21 protein-coding genes, 2 rRNA genes and 1 pseudogene are annotated in these 21065 nt (G+C 43.1%); 10 read left to right on the top strand and 14 right to left on the bottom strand.

Annotated features, from left to right (window positions below):
* The 8 genes from BHC51_RS04985 to BHC51_RS04950 all read right to left on the bottom strand — a co-directional run.
* A partial coding sequence (locus BHC51_RS04985; protein WP_143558774.1) for an IS3 family transposase occupies window positions 1-420 on the bottom strand: 420 nt, incomplete at its 3' end.
* Complete coding sequence (locus tag BHC51_RS04980; protein WP_100098913.1) at window positions 420-677, bottom strand: transposase; 258 nt, start codon at window positions 675-677, stop codon at window positions 420-422. The genes BHC51_RS04980 and BHC51_RS04985, both read right to left, overlap by 1 nt.
* 222 nt (window positions 678-899) lie before the next feature.
* Window positions 900-1127 (bottom strand): SlyX family protein, encoded by a 228-nt coding sequence (locus BHC51_RS04975; protein ID WP_100124224.1) that lies wholly within the window; start codon window positions 1125-1127, stop codon window positions 900-902.
* A 115-nt stretch (window positions 1128-1242) separates the two neighbouring features.
* Entirely contained in the window at window positions 1243-1398 is a 156-nt protein-coding gene (gene rpmG, locus BHC51_RS04970) for a 50S ribosomal protein L33 (protein WP_025329834.1), read from the bottom strand.
* 26 nt (window positions 1399-1424) lie between these two features.
* Window positions 1425-1658, bottom strand: a complete 234-nt coding sequence (gene rpmB / locus BHC51_RS04965) for a 50S ribosomal protein L28 (RefSeq protein WP_037406798.1) — start codon at window positions 1656-1658, stop codon at window positions 1425-1427.
* 256 nt (window positions 1659-1914) lie between these two features.
* Entirely contained in the window at window positions 1915-3417 is a 1503-nt protein-coding gene (locus tag BHC51_RS04960) for an efflux transporter outer membrane subunit (RefSeq protein ID WP_100153485.1), read from the bottom strand.
* Complete coding sequence (locus BHC51_RS04955) at window positions 3414-6626, bottom strand: efflux RND transporter permease subunit (protein WP_100124222.1); 3213 nt, start codon at window positions 6624-6626, stop codon at window positions 3414-3416. Before BHC51_RS04955 ends, BHC51_RS04960 begins: the two co-directional genes overlap by 4 nt.
* 12 nt (window positions 6627-6638) lie before the next feature.
* Window positions 6639-7868, bottom strand: coding sequence for an efflux RND transporter periplasmic adaptor subunit (locus BHC51_RS04950; protein WP_100124221.1), 1230 nt, complete (start codon window positions 7866-7868; stop codon window positions 6639-6641).
* A gap of 312 nt (window positions 7869-8180) precedes the next feature.
* Here BHC51_RS04950 and BHC51_RS04945 point away from each other — a divergent pair, with 312 nt between their 5' ends.
* Complete coding sequence (locus tag BHC51_RS04945) at window positions 8181-8810, top strand: TetR family transcriptional regulator (RefSeq protein WP_100100774.1); 630 nt, start codon at window positions 8181-8183, stop codon at window positions 8808-8810.
* 112 nt (window positions 8811-8922) lie between these two features.
* On the opposite strand, the gene BHC51_RS04940 is transcribed toward BHC51_RS04945, so the two are convergent.
* A complete protein-coding gene (locus tag BHC51_RS04940) occupies window positions 8923-9375 on the bottom strand; it encodes a universal stress protein (protein WP_100153484.1) in 453 nt (150 codons plus the stop codon).
* A 176-nt stretch (window positions 9376-9551) separates the two neighbouring features.
* Here BHC51_RS04940 and BHC51_RS04935 point away from each other — a divergent pair, with 176 nt between their 5' ends.
* Both BHC51_RS04935 and BHC51_RS04930 read left to right on the top strand, forming a co-directional pair.
* Window positions 9552-9983, top strand: coding sequence for an acyl-CoA thioesterase (locus tag BHC51_RS04935; RefSeq protein WP_100100776.1), 432 nt, complete (start codon window positions 9552-9554; stop codon window positions 9981-9983).
* Window positions 9984-10889 carry a tyrosine-type recombinase/integrase gene (locus BHC51_RS04930; RefSeq protein WP_100136172.1) on the top strand — a complete coding sequence of 302 codons (906 nt, stop codon included), beginning with the start codon at window positions 9984-9986 and terminating at the stop codon, window positions 10887-10889.
* Between the two features lie 423 nt (window positions 10890-11312).
* On the opposite strand, the gene BHC51_RS13275 is transcribed toward BHC51_RS04930, so the two are convergent.
* The 3 genes from BHC51_RS13275 to BHC51_RS04920 all read right to left on the bottom strand — a co-directional run bounded on the left by BHC51_RS13275 (window position 11313) and on the right by BHC51_RS04920 (window position 13229).
* The gene (locus BHC51_RS13275; RefSeq protein WP_373885671.1) at window positions 11313-11459 is read right to left on the bottom strand and encodes a ClbS/DfsB family four-helix bundle protein; all 147 of its coding nucleotides are present in this window, start codon (window positions 11457-11459) and stop codon (window positions 11313-11315) included.
* A 632-nt stretch (window positions 11460-12091) separates the two neighbouring features.
* A complete protein-coding gene (locus BHC51_RS12930; RefSeq protein ID WP_218966379.1) occupies window positions 12092-12427 on the bottom strand; it encodes an aminotransferase class I/II-fold pyridoxal phosphate-dependent enzyme in 336 nt (111 codons plus the stop codon).
* Window positions 12387-13229 carry an aminotransferase class I/II-fold pyridoxal phosphate-dependent enzyme gene (locus tag BHC51_RS04920; protein WP_218966378.1) on the bottom strand — a complete coding sequence of 281 codons (843 nt, stop codon included), beginning with the start codon at window positions 13227-13229 and terminating at the stop codon, window positions 12387-12389. Before BHC51_RS04920 ends, BHC51_RS12930 begins: the two co-directional genes overlap by 41 nt.
* Before the next feature lie 153 nt (window positions 13230-13382).
* Here BHC51_RS04920 and BHC51_RS04915 point away from each other — a divergent pair, with 153 nt between their 5' ends.
* From BHC51_RS04915 to BHC51_RS04890, 7 genes and pseudogenes are all read left to right on the top strand, one after another.
* The gene (locus tag BHC51_RS04915; RefSeq protein ID WP_100100779.1) at window positions 13383-14123 is read left to right on the top strand and encodes a carbonic anhydrase; all 741 of its coding nucleotides are present in this window, start codon (window positions 13383-13385) and stop codon (window positions 14121-14123) included.
* A gap of 1050 nt (window positions 14124-15173) precedes the next feature.
* Entirely contained in the window at window positions 15174-15764 is a 591-nt protein-coding gene (locus BHC51_RS04910; protein ID WP_100153483.1) for a DJ-1/PfpI family protein, read from the top strand.
* 153 nt (window positions 15765-15917) lie between these two features.
* Window positions 15918-16949: an AI-2E family transporter gene (locus tag BHC51_RS04905; protein WP_100100781.1), complete on the top strand. Its 1032-nt coding sequence runs from the start codon at window positions 15918-15920 to the stop codon at window positions 16947-16949.
* A gap of 1244 nt (window positions 16950-18193) precedes the next feature.
* A pseudogene (locus BHC51_RS13270) lies at window positions 18194-18292 on the top strand (hypothetical protein); the annotation flags it as partial.
* 405 nt (window positions 18293-18697) lie between these two features.
* The gene (locus tag BHC51_RS04900) at window positions 18698-19129 is read left to right on the top strand and encodes a hypothetical protein (protein ID WP_100153482.1); all 432 of its coding nucleotides are present in this window, start codon (window positions 18698-18700) and stop codon (window positions 19127-19129) included.
* 4 nt (window positions 19130-19133) lie between these two features.
* Window positions 19134-19589, top strand: coding sequence for a MarR family winged helix-turn-helix transcriptional regulator (locus tag BHC51_RS04895; protein WP_100153481.1), 456 nt, complete (start codon window positions 19134-19136; stop codon window positions 19587-19589).
* 52 nt (window positions 19590-19641) lie between these two features.
* Entirely contained in the window at window positions 19642-19794 is a 153-nt protein-coding gene (locus BHC51_RS04890) for a tRNA (cytidine(34)-2'-O)-methyltransferase (RefSeq protein WP_306807523.1), read from the top strand.
* A gap of 137 nt (window positions 19795-19931) precedes the next feature.
* On the opposite strand, the gene rrf is transcribed toward BHC51_RS04890, so the two are convergent.
* Both rrf and BHC51_RS04880 read right to left on the bottom strand, forming a co-directional pair.
* Window positions 19932-20044, bottom strand: a 5S ribosomal RNA gene (rrf, locus tag BHC51_RS04885).
* Between the two features lie 107 nt (window positions 20045-20151).
* Window positions 20152-21065, bottom strand: a 23S ribosomal RNA gene (locus BHC51_RS04880); the annotation flags it as partial.

The raw sequence follows: 21065 nt of genomic DNA, 5'->3' as shown, positions 1-21065 counted from the left end.
TATCACATTGAAGGTTCTAAAACGCTGTTGATTGCGACTGCTGTCACTCATAAAATCCATTGACCAGCATTCACCTTGTTTATTGGGTGCTGATAGCCTTTCTGGGCTTCGTGGAGGAATGCGTTGTTTACGCTTTACCCTGAGATTAAGCTTTAATTCACAATACACCCGATACACACGTTTATGATTCCATTTATAGCCGAGCTTTCTGATGCGATTAAAACATTTAGGAAAGCCCCAGCGTAAATGCTTATCGGTAATAGCACTTAGTACCGACATAATCACTGAATCATCCGGTAATTTAGGTTGATAATAGTAAGCGCAGCGACTTAAGCTAACAATAGCGCAGCTCATGGCAATAGTAACAGAATGACTTTCTTGCAGTTGTACAGCCCAAGCTTTACGTGTTTGAGTAGGCACTATAGCTTTTTTATGATTTCCTCCTGAAGCTGAGATTTTAAACTCAGCTCAGCAAACATCTGCTTAAGCTTACGGTTTTCAGCCTCTAGCTCCTTTAAACGTTTGATATCGGACGTTTCCATACCACCGTATTTATCACGCCATTTATAAAAAGTTGAATTGCCGATGCCATATTTACGGCAGAGTTCTTTGACGGGGATACCGGCTTCGGCTTCTTTTAAAATAGATACGATTTGATGTTCAGTCATTTTTTTCATGCTTAAATCCTCAATGGATTAATAAAGAGAATTTTCTACTTTTATGCTGTACTATTCTAGGGGATAGTTACATTAGATATTTCCAGATTAGCACGAAGCGCCATTGCACAGACTTTTAATCATTCGCTTTAAACCTGAATTTTAAATCCGTATTGCGATTTAAACGTTTTCAGGCAAGGTAATCGATACTTGTACCTGCTACTATTTGTCTGTTTCAATAGTTTAATAATGTGGCGGAATTTCACTTGCCGGATTAAATGGTTCGCTACCGCTATCTGCTCTGTCCGGCAGGCGCTGGTAAAGCAGGCGCAGTTGTGCCTGTTGTAAATCTAAGGTTTGTTGCAGTCTGGCTATGGTATCGCTCAGGCTCTGAATGGTTTCTTCCTGTAACGCACTTTGTATTTCCAGCTCTTCAATACGGTGCTGTAAGGCGATATGTGCTTCATGCATGTTATTTTCCATAGTGCGGCTATTTAGTTGGTGAATCTGATTTGCGTTTTATTATCCATAATGAAAAAAACCTGAGCAATTAGCTGCTCAGGTTTTTCAAACCATTATGAAACAATTATTTCAGTTTGGTTTCTTTGTACAATACATGCTTACGCACTACTGGATCGAATTTTTTGATTTCGAATTTGCCAGACATGGTGCGTTTGTTTTTGGTAGTGGTGTAGAAATGACCAGTACCAGCAGATGATTCCAGTTTGATTTTGTCGCGCATTGCTCTATCCTTAAATCACTATATGATTAAGCTTCACCGCGAGCGCGCAGGTCGGCCAATACTACTTCAATACCTAATTTGTCGATGGTGCGCAGAGCGGCGTTAGAAACGCGCAGACGAACCCAACGGTTTTCACTTTCAACCCAGAAACGACGTGATTGCAGGTTAGGCAAGAAACGGCGTTTGGTTTTGTTATTGGCGTGTGACACGTTGTTGCCACTCATCGGGCGCTTACCGGTCACTTTACATACACGTGCCATGGTTAACTCCAAACTTCTAATTAATTTTGTAAAACGCGATTTATACCATGAAAAGCGGAATCTATTCAAGGGTTAAATCATTTTGTATAGCACGAGCAGGTAAAAATGTTGCTGTTAAATCAGGCATTGGCTGCAATAATCTTCTCCGTATACAGGCTGGCTAACATGTTCAGATGCTAACCAGCGCTATATTTTCAGCATACTGCCCGCGCTGCTAAAAGGATGGCAAGTAATACTGCCATCCTGATTAAGACAATTACTGCACCGTTGTCGTTGTGGTGGTAGTTGTCGTGGTTACGGTAGTATTTGCAGCTGGTGCTACTGTTTGCTGATTCAGACCACCGCCCAATGCTTTATAAATATCAGCACGGTTTTCCAGCAGGGTTTGCTGGGTTCTGAGCAATGCCTGCTGGGCAGCATAACTATCACGCTCGGCATCTAGCTGTTCCAGAGAGCTGGCGATACCATGTTTATAACGCAGCTGGGTGAGTTTGTAACGGTTGGTTTGCGCCTGCTCGCCACGCAGTTTCGCCTCATACTGCTTTTTAAGTGAATCGCGTGCCACCAGTGCATCAGCCACATCACGGAAAGCAGCCTGTACAGTTTGCTCATATTGTGCCACAGCGATGTTTTTACGCGCAGTAGCCAAATCCAGATTACCCTTATTTTGCCCCCAAGTGAAAATCGGCAGGGTAATCTGTGGTGTAAAGCTCCATGTACGGTTTGGACCATTGAATAGATGGCCAATATCGTTGCTGCCAGAACCAATACCACCAATCAAACTAATACGTGGAAAAAATGCTGCTCTTGCGGCACCAATACTGGCATTGGCAGATTTAAGGGCAAATTCGGCTGCACGTACATCCGGCCGCTGATACAGAATGGTAGATGGTAAGCCGACTGGCAGTTCTGCATTTACAAACTGTTGGCTTAATGGTGCTGCTGCGGGCAGATCATCCGGCAGTGGTTTACCTACCAACAGGGTTAAGGCATTATGCGCCTGATCACGCGCCTGTTTGGCTGCTGCATAATCTGCACGGGCAGTTTCGATTTGCGCTTCGGCTACGTCTACTTCTACCTGTGAAATTACGCCCGATTTGAATTGCAGGTCGATCAGGCGTTTGCTTTCTTCACGCGACATTAATACGCGGCTGGATAAATCCATTTGTGCCTGAGCAATACATTCATCAAAGTAGGCTTTGGCCACACTGGCTATCAGGCTAATCTGGGTAGAATCGCGTACCTGTTTCTGCTGAAAATACTGATTCAAAGCTGCATCAGACAGGCTTTTTACCCGTCCGAACAAATCCAGCTCGAATGAGGTAACGCCCAGACCAACGTTATATGATTCAGCAATATAGCTGGTTTGCTGGCCAGTAGCATCACGCATGGCGCTTAAATCCTGTGCGACACGGGAGCGGCCACCATTACCGGTAGCGGCCAGCGCTGGCAGGCGGTCGGCACGCTGGATAACATATTGTGCACGTACGGCTTCTACGTTTAAAGCGGCCACACGTAAATCACGGTTATTGGTCAAAGCCAGACTGATAATCTGTTTCAAACGTTCATCAGCAAAGTAATCCTGCCAGCCCAGATTGGCCGCTGCCACGGAACCAGTCTGCTGGTCGCTGGCGGCTGCACGGGGAAAGGTTTCTGCCATTTCGACTTGCGGCTGGTGGTAGCGCGGTGCCATTGAGCAGGCAGACAATACCCCGGCAATTAATGCAGCCAGCAGGGTGGGTTTTACTATGTGTTTCATGCTTTATCCTCTTTGTCTGTCTGGTCGGCTGGCTGTACGGTGGCACTGCCATCACTGTTTACAGTAATCGGCAGGTTTTTGCCATTGTCAGGCGTATTACCATCTTTGTCGTTCTTTTTTCTGCTGAACAGACTACGTACAGTTGAATAGAATACGGGCACAAAGAATAAGGCCAGACAGGTGCCTACTAACATCCCCCACAATACACTGGTACCAATTGCACGCTGACTGGCCGAAGAGGCGCCACTGGCAAAATACAAAGGTACTACGCCCATAATAAAGGCAATAGAGGTCATCAGAATCGGGCGGAAACGCAGATGAGCAGCAGCCAGTGCCGCTTCCAACGGAGATTTGCCTTGCTCTTGCAGCTCCTTGGCAAATTCCACAATCAGAATAGCGTTTTTGGCACTCAAACCAATCACAGTAATCAGCCCCACCTGAAAATAAACGTCGTTCTCCATGCCTCGCAGCCATGTACCCAATACCACGCCAAGCAGACCCAGTGGTACTACCAGCATGACAGACAACGGGATTGTCCAGCTTTCGTACAGTGCGGCCAGACAAAGGAATACAGCCAGCAGAGAGAACATATAAAGGATGGTAGATTGGTTACCGGCGTCTTTTTCCTCTTTAGACAGCCCTGTCCATTCATAACCAAAGCCATCCGGCAGTTTGCTGGCCATTTTTTCCATTTCGGCCATGGCATCACCAGTACTGTAACCCGGAGCTGCATTACCGGTAATAGACATGGCGGTATAACCGTTATAGCGGACAGTTTGCGCCGGACCAGTGATCCAGTGGGTTTTCATAATGCCGGACAGAGGTACGGATTGTCCCTGGGCATTGTTAACGGTGAGCTTATTCAGGTCTTCCGGTGTCATGCGGGAAGCAACGTCCGCCTGTACAATCACACGCTGCATACGCCCTTTGTTCGGGAAGTCGTTTACGTAGTTGGAACCCAGCGCTGTACTCAATACAGTGGTGATATCACTAAATGAAACACCTTGCGCATTAGCTGCATCACGGTCGATATCAATCTGTAATTGTGGTTCGTCTTCCATGCCATCCGGACGTACCTGTGTTAGTACTTTGCTTTCACGTGCCATACCCAGTAGCTGGTTACGTGCGGCCAGCAATGCTTCATGGCCTTTTCCACCACGATCTTGCAGGCGGAAGCTGAAGCCGGTACTGGTGCCCAGCTCAGGAATAGATGGTGGTACCAATGCAAAAATATAACCATCACGAACCGAACCCATCATGGCACCGGTAATGCGTTTAGCCAGTGAGTTGGCACTGTGTTCTGCGCCGCTACGTTCAGACCAGTCTTTCAGTACCAGAAAGCTCAAACCTACGTTCTGTCCCTGACCAGTCATACTGAAGCCCAGAATTGATACCATATTTTTCACTTCAGGTTGATGGAGCGTGAAATCTTCCATCTTTTTGAAGGTATCCAGAGTACGGTGCTGGGTCGCACCCGGCGGTAACTGAATCAGACCAATGGAATAGCCCTGATCTTCTTCCGGCAGGAAAGAAGTCGGCAAGCGAACCATCACAAACAGTGCACAACCGGTAATAATGGCGTAGATGACAAACATACGCACGCTGCGATGCAGTACATACGCCACTTTGGATTCGTATTTCTTAGTACCACTGGTAAATTTGCGGTTAAACCAGCCATAAAAACCTTTTTTCTCGGCATCATGTTCGTTGATCGGCTTGAGCAGAGTAGCACACAAGGCCGGTGTCAAAGACAGCGCCAAGAAAGCAGAGAAGAAAATGGCTACTGACATTACGATGGAGAACTGACGGTAAATATTACCAGTAGAGCCAGAGAAGAACGCCATCGGGATAAACACGGTAATCAGTACCACAGTAATACCAACTACGGCTCCAGAAATCTGCCCCATGGCTTTTTCGGTAGCAGGTTTGGGCAATAAATGCTCTTCCGTCATAATACGCTCAACGTTTTCCACCACCACGATGGCATCATCGACCACAATACCGATTACCAGCACCATAGCAAACATGGTCAGTACGTTAATCGACAGGCCGGCAAAATACATGATGGAAAAAGCGCCCAGCAAGGCAATCGGCACCACAATGGTCGGAATCAGGGTATAGCGGATGTTTTGCAGGAACAGCAGCATTACCAGGAATACCAGTACGATGGCCTCTACCAGTGTATGTACCACTTTTTCAATGGAAATACTCACGAAAGTAGAGCTGTCGTACGGTGCAGACCAGCTCATGCCAGCCGGGAAGTATTTCTGCAAATCAGCCAGTTTGGCCTTAACTGCATTGGCTGTTGCCAGTGCATTACCTTTGGAGGTTAGCTGAATACCGGCACCTACTACGTCTTTACCATTCAGACGCGCACCAGTAGAGTAATCCTGTTTACCCAGCTCTACCCGGGCAACGTCTTTCAGGCGTACCAGTGAACCATCGGTATTGGCTTTAACAATAATATTTTCAAACTGTTCAACTGTTTTTAGCTGGCCGGGGACAACAATGGTCGCTGTAGTCTGAATATTGTCAGGAGAAGGCAAGGCACCCAGACTGCCAGCAGAAATTTGCTGATTCTGTGCAGCCACGGCGGCATTAACGGCTGCCGGTGTCAGATTGACACTACGCAATTTGTCTGAATCCAGCCAGATACGTATGGCACGTTCAGAACCGAACACCATTACGTTACCAACACCATCAATACGCTGTAATTCCGGCTGAATGTTACGTGCTACATAGTCTGCCATGTCTGCCGGTGTCAGATTGGGATTATCACTGGTATACATGGTTACCATCAGGAAGTTACTGCGTGATTTGGCAATCTGTACACCAGTCTGTTTCACCATGGCCGGCAAACGTGGTTCTGCACGTGACAGTGCGTTCTGCACATTCATCTGAGCGATATCGTCATCTGTACCCGGATAGAAAGTCAAGGTCAATGTACCTGTACCATTAGACAGTGATTTGGCCTCCATATAGTCCAGATTTTCCAGACCATTCATCTCGCGTTCAATACGCGACAATACGGTATCTTCAATAGTCTGGGCATCCGCACCCGGATAGGCAATGGTCAGAGTAATGGAAGGAGGTGCTACAGTTGGGTACTGAGCAACAGGTAGCTTGGTAATACACACTATACCGGCAATGATGATGAACAACGCCACCACCCATGCAAAAATCGGTCGGTTAATAAAAAATCGTGACATATTACATATTCCTTACTTGGCCTGAGAGGCAGATGCCGCAGAAGCCTTGGGTGCAGAAGCTGCCTGAGCAGGAGCCGCTGCCGGTGCATTAGCTGATGCCGGTTTCCACGGCTGGGTCTGAACTTTCTTCGCACCGGTTAACTGCACCAGCGCCAGACCATCCATTGCTACTTTGTCACCAGTGCGCAAGCCACTGCTGATTACCCAGTCTGTGCCTTTTTGCTGTACAACAGTAACCGGACGAACGGCCAGACTGCCATCGGCATTAACCACTGTAACCGTATCACCACTGGCACCACGGGTTACTGCCTGCTGTGGCAATACAATAGCATTCTGGATTTCAGCCTGCGGAATTTCTACCCGTACAAACTGGCCGGGCAATAACATATCATTATCATTTGGAATTTCGGCACGTACCTTAACTTCGCCAGTGCCTTCATCCACAGTCATATCAGTAAACAGCAAACGGCCTTTTTGCGGATATTCGCTGCCATCATCCAGCTTGATGGCCACTTCGACAGCGCCATTAATAGTTTTCATCCTGCCCGCAGCAATATCCTGACGGATCTTCATTGCCTGTGCGGCAGTCTGGGTAAGATCAACATATAAAGTATGTGTCTGCTGAATCAGAGCCAGCTTAGTAACATCGTTCTGCCCTACCAGCGCACCTTCAGTGACCAGTGCTTTACCAATACGTCCGGAAATCGGGGCACGTACATAGGCATAGCCAACATTAATCTGTGCAGATTTAATCGCAGCCTGTGCACTGTCAATTTGTGCATGTGCCAAACGCTGTTGTGCAATCGCCTGATCAAATTCCTGTTTGCTGATGGCATTGGCGGCTACCAACGGACGATAACGGACAACATCAGCATCAGCTTTCGCTGCATTGGCCTGTGCTGTTGCCAGACTAGCACGGGCAGATTGCAGAGAAGCCAGATAAGGCGCATTGTCAATCTGGAACAGTGGCTGCCCTTCTTTAACATATGAGCCTTCTGTAAATAAGCGTTTCATCAAAATACCGGCTACACGGGCACGCACTTCTGACTCGCGAATCGGTTTTAAACGGCCGGTCAGCTCGGTATCTACAGTTACCGTTTCTGGTTGTACAGACAGTACGCTAACCATTGGTGCTTGTGGCGCTGGAGCCTTGTCTTTTTTGCCACACGCAGTTAATGCCAGCGCACTGGCAAGTACCATCGCACTGATGCGCCATTTATCTGCTCTTCGATTCGTTCCCATACTCACCTCAATATGTGCATATATACTTAAAATTTAAATGAATTTTTACTATACCGTGCTAAAAATATGACACAAATAGCGCCAGTGTCGACATTCCGCGCTGCCAGAACAGAAACATCGGGCAACCTGCAATGCGACAACAGACGATTAAATAAAGAATAGCTTTACGCTGCGCATTATACATGCAACAATGTATGTATACCAGATGTAATAAATTTAATACTTTAGTTATTTTAATCAAAAAAACCAGTGCCAATCTGGAATAAATCCAGATTTGCCTAAATTTAATTTACAGATTAACGGAAATTTATTATGCGCAAAACCAAAGAGGAATCACAGCAAACTAAAGAGGCTCTCATGGCTGCTGCGCTGGATATATTTTACCGACGCGGTGTAAGCCGAGCTTCGCTACAAGAGATTGCCAGTGCAGCCGGTGTGACTCGTGGTGCTTTATACTGGCATTTTAAAAATAAAGAGGATCTGTTTGATGCGTTATTCCAACAGGTTTTCAGCAAATTGAGCGAGCAACTGCAACATGACATCGATACCAGCTCCCCTAATGCACTAAATAATCTAATGCAGGCGTTAAAACAAATGTTTCAACGCATAGCCACTGATGATAATTACCGCAAATTCTGCTATATACTGCATCTGAATTGCGAACATACCGCAGACAACAGTGCCATAGTCACATTGTTGCAAAAATACCAAAATTTATGGTGGCAGAATTTGTGTGCAGTATTTCAGATGTGTTGCCAACAGCATATTCTGCCAGAAAATATCAATATACAGCAGGCGGCACTATATTTTCAGGCTCTATTCATAGGGCTGACTAATTTATGGCTAACTGATCCGCACAATATAGATATTACAAGTATTGCGCCCAATTTTATTAATATTGCGCTTGAGTCACTGCAACACAACCCAAACCTGCGCCAATAACTTTCCGGCAAATATTATGACACTTTAAAGCACCAATACTACAGAGCCAGACAGGATATAATGCAACTATTGGCTGTATGTCTGGCCTGATAGATAACTGGCTGCCAGCCAATTAATCATCATCACGTACCCGTAATAACATCACTGGAATATCAGACTGGCGCAAAACTCCCTCAGCTACTGAACCCATTAAAATATGCATAAAGCCACTAAAACCATGGGTACCCATCACCAGTAAGTCTATATTATGTTCAGTGGCTTCCTGAATCAACATATCTGCCACCTTGTCACCGGCACTTTCCACCACCTCAATCTCATACTGCAAGCCAGATTCTTCAAGTAGTTTTTCTGCCTGTTCTAAGCCTTTCTTACCGGCAGCATTTACTGCCTTGCGTACTTCTTCCGAAGGCAGCGCTCCTACACCACCCCAGCTAAATTGCGCCAGATCGACAATATTAACCACACGCAAGACAGCATTACACAATCTGGCCAGCATGATTGCCTCCTGCAATGCACGCATAGCGGCTGCACTTTCATCTACCGGTACCATAATTTTGTGATACATCGTTATTCTCCCTGCTCAACAAACAATAACTCTGTTTGTAACAAATTGAAAAACAGCAATATAACCAGAAAAATACCCGTAAAGCTTAGCACATATTTGCCCGATGCAAACACCAGCCGGACGCAAACCATTGCAAAAACTGCTACCATCTAACCTGAACCCAATAAGGATAATCCATGAGCCGCATATATATCGAACCACCTGAACATTGGTTGTTTCATACCCGTATCAGTGTACATATCGGCGACATTAATTATGGTAACCATCTGGCCAATGATGCCGTACTGCGTCTATGCCATGAGGCTCGCCTGCGGCTGCTGGCTTCTTTCGGCTTTAGTGAAATGGATGTGGGCGGCACTGGCCTAATTATGTTGGATGCAGCCTTGCAATTTCAGGGGCAAGGCTTTTATGGCGACGAATTAGACTTTGATTTAGGTATAATTGACCTGAGTAATACCGGATTTAGCCTGATTTACCGTATTTGTCGAGTCCATGATGGCGCAGCCATTGCCATGGTAAAAACCGGTATGGCTTTTTTTAATTATCAGCGCCAGCGCATCAGCCGTACACCGGAAATTTTTCGCAACGCCCTTGCCCAGAGTTATTAAATGCAGCCAGCACCACCACCCCCTAACTGGACACTATGGAATGAATTTTTCCAGCACCTACAACAGCGCGGTTTATCTCCACTAACCAGCACTGCCTATAGGCGTGATCTGATGCAGCTAAGCCAGATTTTACCGGATAACCTTACCCCTACCAGTATTACCCGCCTGCATCTGGTCGGTGCACTGAAAAAACTTAGCGGCTTAGGTGATAAGCCTGCTTCACTGGCACGAAAACTCAGCACATGGCGTACTTACTTTGATTTCCTGCAACGACAAGGACAAATAACCTCCAATCCTACTAGCAATATCAAAGCACCCAAAGCAGGTGCCCGCTTACCCAAAGCAGTACCAGCAGAAAAACTCAACCAAACTTTTGACCAGCCCACCGCTAGCGACCCTTTATCGCTGCGCGATCAGGCCATCTTTGAACTACTGTATGGCAGTGGTTTACGCTTGGGCGAATTAGTACAGCTGGATTTACACCACCTGATGCTGGATGAAAACTGGATACATGTTCTAGGTAAAGGCAACAAACATCGTCAGGTTCCCTTAGGACAAAAAAGTATTGCGGCCTTGCAGCGCTATCTGCCTCACCGCTACGCTGTTACTGGCGAAAATGCAGTATTTACCAGCCAGCGTGGTACACGCCTGAGTGCACGCCAGATACAGAATCGCCTGAATGTCTGGTCAATTACACATGGCAGCGACCGCCATTTATCTCCTCACATGTTACGGCACAGTTTTGCCAGCCATGTGCTACAAAGTGCTCACGATATCCGCGCTGTACAGGAGTTGCTCGGCCATAAGTCTATCAGCACCACCCAGCAATACACCAAGCTAGACTTCAACCATCTGACACAAATTTATGACAGTACCCATCCACGCGCCAAACGCCGTAACAAATAACTATTTACTGCCTGAATCCATTTATGCCTAGTTAAACCTAATCCATCATTACCAGCATCGTTTTGCCTAATTTTGCTAAGACTGCGATCCACAGGAACAGATATACTAACTATCAGCAAACTATCTAAAACACTATGTATCTGAGTTGCGTTATATCAATGGCCATAACTAATATACACAGAGCTACAGCAAAATATAACATCATGAATATCTTACTGCTTCAGGTATCATTTACCTTGTATCTCATGATCTGGTCATTTTCGCCACCGCAAAGAGCGTAACAAATTGGAGATTAAATCCAATAAACAGATATTATCTTGAGTGATAAAAATATACTTCTCAACTCAATCTTTTCTAACCACATATAATTATTCTATTAATAAATGAAACAGAATCTAATTTCATCTAAAACGTCTAAGCAACTCAACCATCAAGATTTTTAAGTAGTACCGTCAATCTACCTGCCGCATTTTTATACGGAGAAGACGTGTTCAACTGAATCATTCGACATCGCGTGTATTTACCATACCAAGCAACCCCATATAAAGCTTCATCACTAAAGCCTTCAATAAGCTTATTATGTTATTGTTCTTTTTTCCAAAATACGAAGTAACGCATCATAATCATTTATATTTTTGTAGTCACAATAAAACTTCTACACTAATTGCCCTAATTCATTCCATTAACCAACCTCAGGAAAAATGATTTCCTGCCCTTTCACTTCCTGAGTGAGCATACAAAGACAATACCGATGCTCCCCAGCCAATTAAACAAGAAACCAATTGTGCCGCACTTATCGTACTACCTTTAACATGTCCTTGCATAAGAGGCTCAAACACCTTTTGTGCCGGAACTGACATCAGTTTTTTTGATTAACAATGGATAATTTTTATTAATCGCTTCTATTAATTCATTTTTGGATTCAGGTACAGCCATAATCACCTCCCAGTACTCCAATAATAAATAGCTATATACGCATTATAAGAAGATTTATTTTTCCATTCGTCACCGATTCTATAGTCTAATTAATCATATTCACTAATAACTTAAATTGGTTATACAGAACAGGTCATCTTTAGTTAAACCCAACTACCCGCACTGGAGTTTGGTTATCAACCGTATCATCGGCGGACTGTGCATAACCAGCATGCCAAAAAGAACAGAATAAATAGCCTATGCTGCCTATTTCTCACTATTCTGTTTTACACCGCACACAATAATTCTACTGCCTGTTGCAGCGTTTCCTGTTGCTTGGCAAAACATACCCGCACACACTGCTGGCTAAAACCATCATGATAAAATGCAGCCAAAGGTATCGTAGCCAGCCGGTGCTTAATCACTAGCTCACGCACAAACTCATTTTCTGGCGCAGAACTGATGGCACTGTAATCCAGCACAATAAAATACGTTCCCTGAGGCACATAAACCCTAAAACGCGAATCGCGCAAACCGGCTAGCAGAAAATCACGTTTCTGCTGGAAAAACCAGCCTAAATTTTCATAGTGTGACGCATCGGCCAGATAATCTGGCAATAGCATACTGCGTGGGTGTATGCACACTAAACACATTAAACTGGTGCACCTTGCGAAATTCAATCATGAGTGCCGGCGCAGCCACACAATAACCTACCTTCCAGCCAGTTGCATGTAATAGTTTGCCAAACGAGCCAATAACAAAAGTCCGCTCACGCAGCAGCGGATGTTTTAACAGAGTTTGCGGCTGAATATCGTCAAAAACCAGATGCTCATACACCTCATCACTTAACACCAAAATATTACTGTTTTGCACCATCTCAGCCAAAGCTGCAATATCAGCCATACCAAATACCCGACAGGCCGGGTTATTCGGATTATTCACAATAATCAGCCGCGTACGCGGTGTGATTAATGATTTAACATAATCCCAGTCTACAGCAAATTCCGGCGCTACCAGCCGTACCGGTACCATTTTTCCACCAAACAAAGTTACCGCGGGTGCATAACAATCATAAGCGGGTTCAAAACTGATTACCTCATCACCTGGGCGAATCAGCGCAGCAATGGCCGTAAAAATCGCCTGCGTTCCCCCCGCAGTAACTGTGATTTCCTGCTCAGCGTCAATAATCAACCCATGTACCCGCTGAAATTTCTCTTGAATGCGCTCACGCAACACAGCCACACCGACCATCGGCGCATACTGATTGTTACCAGCATCTAAATAATGCCCAACCAGTTCGATTAGTTTCGGATCAACAGCATAATCAGGAAACCCCTGTGACAAATTCAGTGCCCCATTTTCGACTGCCAGTGCCGACATCACACTAAAAATCGTAGTTTCCACAGCTGGTAATTTAGAGTTCATAGTCAACATCATCCATGCCCCAAAAAAGAAACATCATATGGCGCCATGACAGAAATTAACAATAAATTTATCTTTAGCAACAAAAATAGTACAATTAATAACCAAACAAGAATAAAATAACGGCATAACAAATCAACATACACATGCCACATCATGAAAAAAAGCATTATAGTTTTATGTTTTAGCCTGAGTCTGACTACCTCAGCCATAGCTGAACATGCCCATTGGGGATATCAAGGCGATCATGCACCGGAAAACTGGGGCAAAATGGCCAACGCACAAACCTGCACCACCGGAAAAAACCAGTCTCCAATAGATATCTTCGCCAGCAAAACCAATCAGAAATTACCTAAACTGAAATTTAATTATCGCCATGCCACAATCAAACAAATAGTCGACAACGGCCATACACTTCAGTTTAACTTCGACCCGAACAGTGGCCTTACCTATAACAACAAAACCTACACACTAGTTCAGTTTCATGCCCATAAAGCAGCCGAGCACACCATTAACGGCGTGCGCTACCCCTTGGAATTACATTTTGTTCATCAGGCTGCTGACCATAGTAAGCTGGTAGTTGCCGTATTTGTTCAAGAAGGTAAAGCAAACTTATACTTTGAAAAATTGGCAGCATTCAAAAAACTGGCCAAAAATAGCAGCGAAAACACCAATATATTATTCAATCCCGAACACCTTTACCCGCATAAACATAACTATTACCGCTATGCCGGCTCTCTGACCACACCGCCATGCAGCGAACCCGTAACCTGGATATTATTTCGTCAACCTATTACCTTGCCGAAAGCAGAAATCGAAGCCATTTCCTATTATCTACCCAAAAATAACTACAGACCTGTTCAGCCACTTAATAATCGCATCATCGAAAACAACTAAGCCTAAACGACTCACTAACAGTCAGACCTGCACACATAAAGCCTGACTGTTTTATTTATACCCAATAATAAATCAGTATCATCTCAAAATCCTTATCCTGAGATGACGAACCGCAGCATTCCCCTTTGCCCATATAAACAAACTCAAATATCAGTACATAAGCAAAAACCAGCCACACCCAGAATTTCAAACAAACCCATAAAAACTGAAAATTAAATCAACAATAGAAATTATTATCATCTATATTTATTGCTCGGCTATCAGGCTCTCATATCTTTCTCCCGCCATTTATATCAGCCCTCTTTACCCTGTTATACTGCCATTGCCAGCCTGTTTAGCACCTTGCCAGTCATAGCTGAAGACCAAGCCCAAAAATAACAACTTTAACAGCTACATCTTACGACCATCAACGTTATTACCAACAAACCAAACAAAAATCTGCTTATGCCTCCGCATTCAGAAGAGTAGTACACCTGTAAAGATATACCCGTCACCCTAAAAGTATCCTCAAAACCTTTAATAAATACCGGTAGAGCTGATAATTATCAACCACAAGCGTGTTAAAAACTCACCGTCAGCAAAAGAACACACAATCCCGCTTTCAACAACAAGTAGCCTTAGAATTTCATCATACTTTGACATCAAACAATACAGACTAGTGAACGCCTGAAAATGCATACTGATTTATTGTAACCATAACGATAAGTACCAATTCAGGTACAAACCCAACAGCATAAAACCCGACCAGAAATGCGTTCAACTTCATCACTGCCAATATGAGCAATAAAAGCTGGATTGATTACCACAATACCTCATTTGAATTAACCACCCACAGCGAAATTAACACCAGCAACATCACACATAGCATGTTCACCATGCCGAAATGATAATCAAACAAACCAGTTTAATTTACTACCACAAATTTTCCCTAACTTCCCCATAAATTAATCAATACGCAACCAGAGAAAATGTTATTCTATCTTCAGATCAATCTACTTAATCAGCATAAGGACTTACCGTATCCCTATGCATGCTACACAGGAAAAACACATGCAAATCATCATTCTGCTCTATCCAAATTTCGAAACACTAGATGTATTCGGACCTGTAGAAATATTTGGTAAAGTCCCAGACTGGAATATACAGTTTTACTCCCTAAACGGAGGCACAATCAGCAATCAGGATGGCGTATGCATAGCTACCGAAAGCTTAACCGCCATCCCACACAATATCGATACACTTTTTATTCCCGGCGGACAAGGCGCACGCACCCTGATTCAGCATACTGATTTTATTAACCAGCTAAAACTACTGGCACAAAAAAGCCAGTATGTACTAACCGTATGCACTGGCAGCGCCCTGCTGGCCACAACAGGATTACTCAATGGACGACGAGCAACCTCCAATAAACGCGCCTTCGACTGGGTAAAGACCTCATCTTCACAAACACACTGGGTAGAAAAAGCCAGATGGATAACAGATGGTAAGTACTACACCTCTTCTGGTATCAGCGCCGGTATGGACATGGCTTTAGCCTTCGTACAAGACAGACTCGACAAAAATACCGCCCAGCAAATTGCAACCAGAATTGAATATCACTGGCAGCAAGATAGCAAACAGGATAAATTCTGCTCGAGATAAATCTTGCCCTTCCAATCAGCAATAGTTAAATAGTACATCAAGCATCATCATGTCGGAGCAAAAAATCACTAACCTGATTGATCCATAAACTAATCTACAGCACCAGCACTAAACTATCCAAGCTGCCCGATCAACCTCTATCAGGAATAAACCATGCTGTTAAACGAGCAACAAAAAATTGGCCTGTTTTTCGTAGTAATATATTCAATATTCTTTATCATATTCATGCAGATACACCTCATGTCCGGGGTTATTTCTGGTTTACTCACCTATACTCTTACCCAGAAACTCGAAGATTTTCTGGCCAGAAAAATGCATCGCTGGGGTAACAAAGCAAAACTGTTTTCTGTATTACTGCTCTCACTATTCATCATGGCCTTGCTCATTGGTGGCTTTGGCTACCTCATCAGTTGGTTTATCAGCGTTGCCAAAGACCCACAGCAAACCCTTACACACATTCAAAACCTGTTTAACAGCATTGCCAACTCTCTCCCCAAAGAACTGAGCAACTACCTGCCTGATAATCTGATAGAACTACGCGCCAATGCACTAAACTTCATCAAGGAACATGTCTTCTATCTTCAGTCAGTAATCAAACAACTATTTCACTCACTACTTATCATCATCCTTGGCATGATTATCGGCTTAATAGCTGGCTATCAACAAAATAAACGCAACATCACCGAAACTACCTCGACTTCCACCATCTATATGCAGGCACTAAAAGACGGCCTTAACCGCCTAATATTGGTGTTTCAATATGTCGCCTTCTCACAAGTCGTAATAGCTCTATTTAACACCATTATGACAGCCATCTTCCTGCTTATAGTCTTACCCCTATTCGGCATTCATATGCCATTCAGCAAAAGCCTGATTCTCGCCACCTTCATACTTGGCCTGATACCCATCATAGGCAATCTGATAGTCAATACCATCATGTTTCTAGTTGCCTTTACCATCTCATTCTGGATAGCAGTAATCGTACTCGGATACCTAATCTTCATTCACAAAATCGAATACATACTTAATGCAAAAATAGTAGGTACTAAAATCCACGCAGGCATCTGCGAACTGCTTATCGCCATGGTGTTTTCCGAAACCCTGTTTGGCGTAATCGGACTAGTATTTGCTCCCATTTTTTACGCCTTTCTGAAACTATCACTAAAACAACTCAAAATCATTTAAACTAGCCCATTAATCAATAAAAAAGGCCATTAATAATGGCCTTTAATCATCTCTACGTTCATAGAGGTAACAGAATCATCAACACACCCAATAACGATAAAATAACAGTACTTAAATAAACTTATAACCTACCAGATTGAATTACACTAAATCATACGAGTTTTTTTAAGGGCAAGATAAACTAAAACTTAGACGTGGAACTGTCCCCTAAAATAGTACAGCATAAAAGTAGAAAATTCTCTTTATCAACCCACTGAGGATTTAAACATGAAAAATAACTGAATATCAGATCGTAGCTATTTTAAAAGAAGCCGAAGCAGGCATCCCCGTCAAAGAACTTTTCCGTAAATATGGTATGGGCAATTCAACTTTCTATAAATAGCGTGATAAATACGGTGGTATGGAAACCTCAGATATCAACGCATAAAGCAACTGGAATTGAAAATCATAAGCTTAAGCAGATGTTTGCTAAGCTGAGTTTAAAATCTCAGCTTTAAGAGGAAATCATAAAAAAGCTATAGTACCTACTCAAGCACGTAAAGCTTAGGCTTTACAACTGCAAGAAAATCATTCTGTCACTATTGCCATGAGCTGCACTATTATTGGCTTAAATCGCTGTGCTTACTATTATCAACCTAAGTTACCGGATGATTCGGTGATTATGTCAGTGCTAAGTGCTATCACGGATAGGCATTTACACTGGGGCTTTCCTAAGTGTTTTAACCGCATTAGAAAGCTCGGCTATAACAGAAATCATAAATGTGTTTATCGAATATACTGCCAGTTAAAGCTTAATCTCAGGGTAAAGCGTAAATAACGTATTCCTTAGAGAAGCCCAGAAAAACTATCAATACCGAATAAGCTAGGTGAATGTTGGTTAATGGATTTTATGAGTGACAGCAGTCGCAATCAACGCAGATTTAGAACCTTCAATATTATCGATAATTTTAATCATGAGGTGTTAGACATTGATATTGCGGTTAGTTTGCCAGCTGGTAGGATTGTTATCTGGATAAACTAGCCGGATATCATGGCTATCCACTCAAAATACGAGTAGATAACGAACCGAAATTTACTGGAAAAACATTCATTGACTGGGCAAAGTCACATGGTATAACCATAGATTATATTTAACCAGATAGTCCATATCAAAACCGATATATTGAACAACTTAATCGCACCTATCGCACAAAGGTACTGGATTTATATCTATTTAATAATTAGGAACAAGCAAGAGAAAGGTAACCAAAGAATGGCTAACCATTTATAACACGGAAAGACCTTATGAAGCATTAAATAATATGACGCCGAGTGAATATAAAATTCTAAAACAAGTAGCGTAATTTTCTACCTGAATCTTGTACTAACTTTGGGGTATTTACATTAATGCAGCTGTATTCGTGGATGATTCATCATTTTTTACTGCTACGTGCATAACATAATCTGTGGCTGTTGTTGTTAGTTCAGTCAAATAAAAATAATTAGTATCAAATTCTTCTATTGACATATTTTTAGATAGTTCGAGCATATAGACCTCATATACGGATATTTATTCATACAATGCTAAGAAAGTTTTCCCAGTACTGTTTTAGTACTTATCAGACTATTATTAATATATGTGAGAATATTTAATTGCTCAGTCTTAAAAAAATCAGATAGCTATTATGAATGTCTTATTAAAATAGTAATATTGGCCTATTTAATAAGTATACATATAATATGTGTACTTATTAAATAGGCGTAAGAAAATGAAAAAAATTTCAATATGCTGTGCAATTCCAGTAACCTCTCAACCCAAAACTATATGGAAATACTATATTGATATTTCTTTAAGAAAATTATGGGAACTAGATTTAGAAGAATTTTCTATCTTTGGTGAATTAAAAAGTGGGACAAAAGGTACATTTAAACTACAGGATGCACCTAAGATGGAAGTTATTTTATCCACTGTTATTCCTGAACAAGAATTTACTAAGCAATTTAATATACCTGATATGGGAATACTCTACTTTTCACATCAAATTGAAGTAGTATCACAAACAGAATCCATTATTAAATCAGTGATTTCATTACTCCCTAATGAAAATGTTAATAAAGAAGCATACTACAGTTTTCTTAAACACATTTCAGATGATATTCTTGATAAGGCATTTAAACTCAAAGAATTAGTAGAGCAATAAAGCAATGGAGCATGAAATTCAATTTTTATCTAAGTTTGAGGAAGATTCAAAATCAATAGGCTTTCTCTTTATGAGAACTTATTCAACTTGGCATAGTCAAATTAAAAACTGCCTTAAAAAGCAGTCTATTACACATCCTCAATTTATTGTAATGGCAACTACTGCCTATCTTTCTCAGAATTTTGATGAAGTCACCCAAATAATGATTTCTAAAAAAACAAATATTGATGTTATGACTATTTCCCAAATTATCAATAATTTGGAAGAAAAACGATTTATCATAAAAAATAACTCGTTAAAAGACAGCAGGGCAAGATCAATTAAATTAACAGCAGATGGCTACGCAGTAACGAATAAAGCTCTTCCTTTAGTGGAAGATATTGACCAACAATTTTTTTCATCTTTAGGGGAAGATATGCCATCGTTTCATGATATGTTATTGAGATTAGCAAAGATATAGACTTTTTAAATTAATACATTATGTTAAAATTCAGTAACCTCATAGTGTAACTATTGGCCTACCTGCCGACTTCGCTCAGGCACGCTCCAGTAACTGCCTGCGTATCCCTCAGTCTGAGCATATCCGCTCTCTCAACCTCTCCAATGCCGCAGCCATCGTGCTGTATGAAGCATTACGACAGCAGGGGTTTAAGGCAGTTAAATAATCAATTGTTGTTATTATAATGTAATCAACTGCACAAACAGCAGTCACATGGCTGTTGTTCTGCTCCCCCTTCCCACTCATCTCACGCACATAGCAAAGAACCCAGTTGATCTCTCAACTGGGTTCTTCTTATGGGGAGTCTGGCGGTGTCCTACTTTCACATGGGTATCCATACTATCATCGGCGCTAGGTCGTTTCACGGTCCTGTTCGGGATGGGAAGGCGTGGGACCAACCCGCTATGGCCGCCAGACATTAAACTGTCAAATCAGAAAGCCTTAATCTTGGTGATGTGTATTCATCAGTAAGCTTTATCATTCATTCTGTACATATCTTTATGTACGAAGTCCTTCAAATGATAGAGTCAAGCCTCACGAGCAATTAGTATCGGTTAGCTGCAAGTGTTACCACTCTTCCACACCCGACCTATCAACGTCCTGGTCTCGAACGTCTCTTCAGAGGGATTTAATCCCTAGGGAAGTCTCATCTTCAGGCGAGTTTCACGCTTAGATGCTTTCAGCGTTTATCTCTTCCGAACTTAGCTACCCGGCGATGCGACTGGCGTCACAACCGGTACACCAGAGGTTCGTCCACTCCGGTCCTCTCGTACTAGGAGCAGCCCCCGTCAAACTTCCAACGCCCACTGCAGATAGGGACCAAACTGTCTCACGACGTTTTAAACCCAGCTCACGTACCACTTTAAATGGCGAACAGCCATACCCTTGGGACCGACTACAGCCCCAGGATGTGATGAGCCGACATCGAGGTGCCAAACTCCGCCGTCGATATGAACTCTTGGGCGGAATCAGCCTGTTATCCCCGGAGTACCTTTTATCCGTTGAGCGATGGCCCTTCCATTCAGAACCACCGGATCACTATGTCCTGCTTTCGCACCTGCTCGACTTGTCGGTCTCGCAGTTAAGCTACCTTGTGCCATTGTACTATCAGTCCGATTTCCGACCGGACCTAGGTAACCTTCGAACTCCTCCGTTACTCTTTGGGAGGAGACCGCCCCAGTCAAACTGCCTACCATGCACGGTCCCCGATCCAGATAATGGATCCGGGTTAGAACCTCAAAGTCACCAGGGTGGTATTTCAAGGACGGCTCCACAGATACTAGCGTTTCTGCTTCTTAGCCTCCCACCTATCCTACACAAGTGACTTCAAAGTCCAATGCAAAGCTACAGTAAAGGTTCACGGGGTCTTTCCGTCTAGCAGCGGGGAGATTGCATCTTCACAACCATTTCAACTTCGCTGAGTCTCAGGAGGAGACA

Source organism: Snodgrassella alvi, assembly GCF_002777745.1.
GTDB classification, from domain to species: domain Bacteria; phylum Pseudomonadota; class Gammaproteobacteria; order Burkholderiales; family Neisseriaceae; genus Snodgrassella; species Snodgrassella alvi_D.
Note: the sequence above shows the minus strand (reverse complement) of the source record. Positions and strands in the feature narration are given on the sequence as shown.

Excerpts from the sequence above, each read along its gene's own strand:
- BHC51_RS04915 (WP_100100779.1), top strand. The coding sequence starts at position 13,383 with ATGAAAAAAAGCATTATAGTTTTATGTTTTAGCCTGAGTCTGACTACC.
- BHC51_RS12930 (WP_218966379.1), bottom strand. The coding sequence starts at position 12,427 with ATGCTATTGCCAGATTATCTGGCCGATGCGTCACACTATGAAAATTTA.
- BHC51_RS04910 (WP_100153483.1), top strand. The coding sequence starts at position 15,174 with ATGCAAATCATCATTCTGCTCTATCCAAATTTCGAAACACTAGATGTA.
- BHC51_RS04980 (WP_100098913.1), bottom strand. The coding sequence starts at position 677 with ATGAAAAAAATGACTGAACATCAAATCGTATCTATTTTAAAAGAAGCC.
- BHC51_RS04895 (WP_100153481.1), top strand. The coding sequence starts at position 19,134 with ATGGAGCATGAAATTCAATTTTTATCTAAGTTTGAGGAAGATTCAAAA.
- BHC51_RS04960 (WP_100153485.1), bottom strand. The coding sequence starts at position 3,417 with ATGAAACACATAGTAAAACCCACCCTGCTGGCTGCATTAATTGCCGGG.
- BHC51_RS04930 (WP_100136172.1), top strand. The coding sequence starts at position 9,984 with ATGCAGCCAGCACCACCACCCCCTAACTGGACACTATGGAATGAATTT.
- BHC51_RS04940 (WP_100153484.1), bottom strand. The coding sequence starts at position 9,375 with ATGTATCACAAAATTATGGTACCGGTAGATGAAAGTGCAGCCGCTATG.
- BHC51_RS04900 (WP_100153482.1), top strand. The coding sequence starts at position 18,698 with ATGAAAAAAATTTCAATATGCTGTGCAATTCCAGTAACCTCTCAACCC.
- BHC51_RS04920 (WP_218966378.1), bottom strand. The coding sequence starts at position 13,229 with ATGAACTCTAAATTACCAGCTGTGGAAACTACGATTTTTAGTGTGATG.
- BHC51_RS04935 (WP_100100776.1), top strand. The coding sequence starts at position 9,552 with ATGAGCCGCATATATATCGAACCACCTGAACATTGGTTGTTTCATACC.
- rpmB (WP_037406798.1), bottom strand. The coding sequence starts at position 1,658 with ATGGCACGTGTATGTAAAGTGACCGGTAAGCGCCCGATGAGTGGCAAC.
- rpmG (WP_025329834.1), bottom strand. The coding sequence starts at position 1,398 with ATGCGCGACAAAATCAAACTGGAATCATCTGCTGGTACTGGTCATTTC.
- BHC51_RS04975 (WP_100124224.1), bottom strand. The coding sequence starts at position 1,127 with ATGCATGAAGCACATATCGCCTTACAGCACCGTATTGAAGAGCTGGAA.
- BHC51_RS04950 (WP_100124221.1), bottom strand. The coding sequence starts at position 7,868 with ATGGGAACGAATCGAAGAGCAGATAAATGGCGCATCAGTGCGATGGTA.
- BHC51_RS04905 (WP_100100781.1), top strand. The coding sequence starts at position 15,918 with ATGCTGTTAAACGAGCAACAAAAAATTGGCCTGTTTTTCGTAGTAATA.
- BHC51_RS04945 (WP_100100774.1), top strand. The coding sequence starts at position 8,181 with ATGCGCAAAACCAAAGAGGAATCACAGCAAACTAAAGAGGCTCTCATG.
- BHC51_RS04955 (WP_100124222.1), bottom strand. The coding sequence starts at position 6,626 with ATGTCACGATTTTTTATTAACCGACCGATTTTTGCATGGGTGGTGGCG.